At 74.0% G+C, this 2,493-nt stretch carries 3 protein-coding genes and 1 pseudogene; all 4 read right to left on the reverse strand.

Annotated features, from left to right (window positions below; genetic code table 11):
- Nucleotides 1-11: 11 nt before the first annotated feature.
- Entirely contained in the window at nucleotides 12-644 is a 633-nt protein-coding gene (locus ACFV0Q_RS40790; RefSeq protein WP_385013070.1) for a DUF305 domain-containing protein, read from the reverse strand.
- Between the two features lie 65 nt (nucleotides 645-709).
- Nucleotides 710-1,138: a DUF6153 family protein gene (locus ACFV0Q_RS40795; RefSeq protein ID WP_385013072.1), complete on the reverse strand. Its 429-nt coding sequence runs from the start codon at nucleotides 1,136-1,138 to the stop codon at nucleotides 710-712.
- Nucleotides 1,139-1,199: 61 nt separating this feature from the next.
- The gene (locus tag ACFV0Q_RS40800; RefSeq protein WP_385013074.1) at nucleotides 1,200-1,988 is read right to left on the reverse strand and encodes a class I SAM-dependent methyltransferase; all 789 of its coding nucleotides are present in this window, start codon (nucleotides 1,986-1,988) and stop codon (nucleotides 1,200-1,202) included.
- Between the two features lie 162 nt (nucleotides 1,989-2,150).
- Nucleotides 2,151-2,493: pseudogene (locus ACFV0Q_RS40805) on the reverse strand (NUDIX hydrolase); the annotation flags it as partial.

The raw sequence follows: 2,493 nt of genomic DNA on the forward strand, positions 1-2,493 counted from the left end.
GGGCCTCGGCGTCAGTTCGCGGCGAGGAGCGCGTTCATCCGGGTGATCTCGGCGCTCTGGGAGCCGATGATCGCGGCGGCCATGTCCTTGGCGGGCTGGTAGGCGCCGTCGGTCTGTTCGGTCCGGGCCATGGCCACGGCGCCTTCGTGGTGCTTGACCATCAGGGTGAGGAAGGCCTTGTCGAACTCCTTGCCGGAGGACTTGGTCAGGTCGTCCATCTCCCCGCCCGTCATCATCCCGGACATGGCGTGCCCGCCGTGTCCGCCGTCGGCGGCGGGGACCTGCTCGCCCCAGGAACCCAGCCAGCCGGAGAGGGTCTTGATCTCCGGGTCCTGGGCCTTCTTGATCTCCTCGGCGAGAGCCTTGACCTCGGCCGATGCGGAGCGGGTCGCGGCGAGGCCGGCCATCTCCACCGCCTGGCGGTGGTGCGGGACCATCCCCTGGGCGAAGGCCGTGTCGGCGGCGTTGTTCCCGCCCGGGCGGGCGGTCGCGGTCGCGCTGCCGGAGGCGGTGGGGGCGGCGTGGCCGCCGTCGTGCTTCGGGGTGCTGCCGGAGTCGCCGCCGCAGGCTGCGAGGACGAGGGCGGCGGTCGCGGTCGCGGCGACGGCGGCGGTACGGCGGATCAGGGAACGCTGGGTGGTCATGGTGGTGCTTCTCCTGTGCTGGGGTTCCAAGGGACGGGCTCGTCGGCGTGCACGCCGGAGCCGTCTCATATGCGCAGGAGCTGCAGTTCGCTGAGGGAGGGAGGGGCGCGCCCGAAGGCCGCCGAGCCGGGCACGGCATCGTGCGCGGCGGCGGTCGCGGCGGCCGGGGTGCCGGGTGCGGCCGCCGGAGCGGGCAGGACGGGGGCGCCGGTGGTGCCGGGCGCGGCGCAGGTGGGGTCGGCGTGGTGGCCGTGTCCGCCGCCGCCGTCACCGTCGTCGGCGCAGGCGCACGGGGTGGCCGCCGTGTGGGGCGCGGCCGGGGCGGACGCCGTCTGGACGGAGTGCCCGGCGTGCGCGGCTGCCGACAGGGCGGGGCCGGGGCCCAGGCCGTGCATGGCCACGACCCCGGTGAGCAGGGCGAACAGCAGGAGCAGGCGCGCGGGCAGCCCGCGGGGGCCCTCCGCTCGTCCCACCTGTCCCGCCCGTGTCCTCATGCCCGCATCGTAGGTGACCGTACGGGGATACTCCAAAGGGGTAGGGGGTATGTGGCCGGGGTTACGGGGTGGCGCGGACGAGGACCAGGGAGCCCTCGTAGGCGGGGAGCCGGCGCAGGTGCCCGTGGCGTTCGTCCCAGGCGCCGGAGTCCAGGTCGCGGCGCAGGGACTCGGTGAACCGCCGCCGGACCCCGTCGTCCACGAAGCTCCACGCCGAGCAGGCCTGGCGGGCCGCCGGGTCGAGGAGCATCTCGGGGCGGCCGTAGTACGCCTCGTTGAAGCCGTCGGTGCAGTCCAGCGGGATGGGTACGGACTCGATGGTTCCGGTGCCGCCGAGGGCGGCGGCCATGTCCTCGATCGGCGGGTAGCGCCGGGCTTCCGTGTCCAGGACCTCGGGCGCGTACTCGTACAGCCAGAAGTCGCGCACCAGCTTCGGATCGCAGGTCAGGATGACGACCGGGCCGCGCGTCACGCGGCGCGTCTCGCGCAGTCCCGCCTTGACGTCGCTCCACTGGTGCACGCTGAAGAGGGTCATCGCGCCGTCGAACTCGCCGTCCGCGAAGGGGAGTTCCTCGGCGACCGCGTCAACCGCCCGGGGCAGTCCGGCCGGGCGCCGGTCCCGCATCGCCCGGGACGGCTCGACGGGGGTGACCGTACGGGCCGCCCCCTCGTACGACCCGGAACCCGCGCCCACGTTGATGACGGTACGGGCACCGCCGAGGGCCTCGGCGATGAACCGGGCGATACGGGGGTCCGGGCGGCGGTGGCCGGAGTAACCGGAGCCGATGCGGCCGTAGTCGGCGTCCCCGGCGCTGCCGTCCGCTCTGCGCCCGCTCATGGACTCGCTCATGGGTCTACCTCGCATGGTGAAGGAGTCGGAGGAGCGGCACGGCGCGGCCCGCCCTGCCCGTTCCCCACCATCGTGCATCTGCCATGTGGAATTCGGCAACGCCCTGGCAACTGCTTGGCCGATTGGCCGAAGAGGGTTGCATCTGTTTGTCTATTGTGTCGGTCAGCCCGGACCGGAGGAGCCCTTCCGGCCGACCGGACGCCCCTCGTGGAGCTCCAGCGGCCCCGTGCCCGAGGCGAGGGCCTTCAGGCAGGCCTTGATCTGCCGGCGCAGCTGCGGTTTGACCAGACCGCGCAGTTCCCCGCGTTGCGCGGTGCGCCAGTCCAGCAGTTCGGTGGGCCGCAGGCGGATCCGGGCGAGGACGTCGGGGCCGAGGACCCCGCCGTCGTAGAGGAAGCGGATCCGCGCCGGGAAGCCGGGCCGGTGGGCCCAGTTGACGGCGAGGAGGCGGCCGGGGGCCAGCTCCAGGCCGATCTCCTCACGGACCTCGCGCGCGGCCGCGGCC

It is taken from the genome of Streptomyces sp. NPDC059564 (assembly GCF_042735575.1).
In the GTDB taxonomy this organism is placed as follows: Bacteria; Actinomycetota; Actinomycetes; order Streptomycetales; family Streptomycetaceae; genus Streptomyces.

Coding starts and splice junctions, on each gene's coding strand:
- ACFV0Q_RS40795 (WP_385013072.1), bottom strand. CDS start 1,138: ATGAGGACACGGGCGGGACAGGTGGGACGAGCGGAGGGCCCCCGCGGG.
- ACFV0Q_RS40800 (WP_385013074.1), bottom strand. CDS start 1,988: ATGAGCGAGTCCATGAGCGGGCGCAGAGCGGACGGCAGCGCCGGGGAC.
- ACFV0Q_RS40790 (WP_385013070.1), bottom strand. CDS start 644: ATGACCACCCAGCGTTCCCTGATCCGCCGTACCGCCGCCGTCGCCGCG.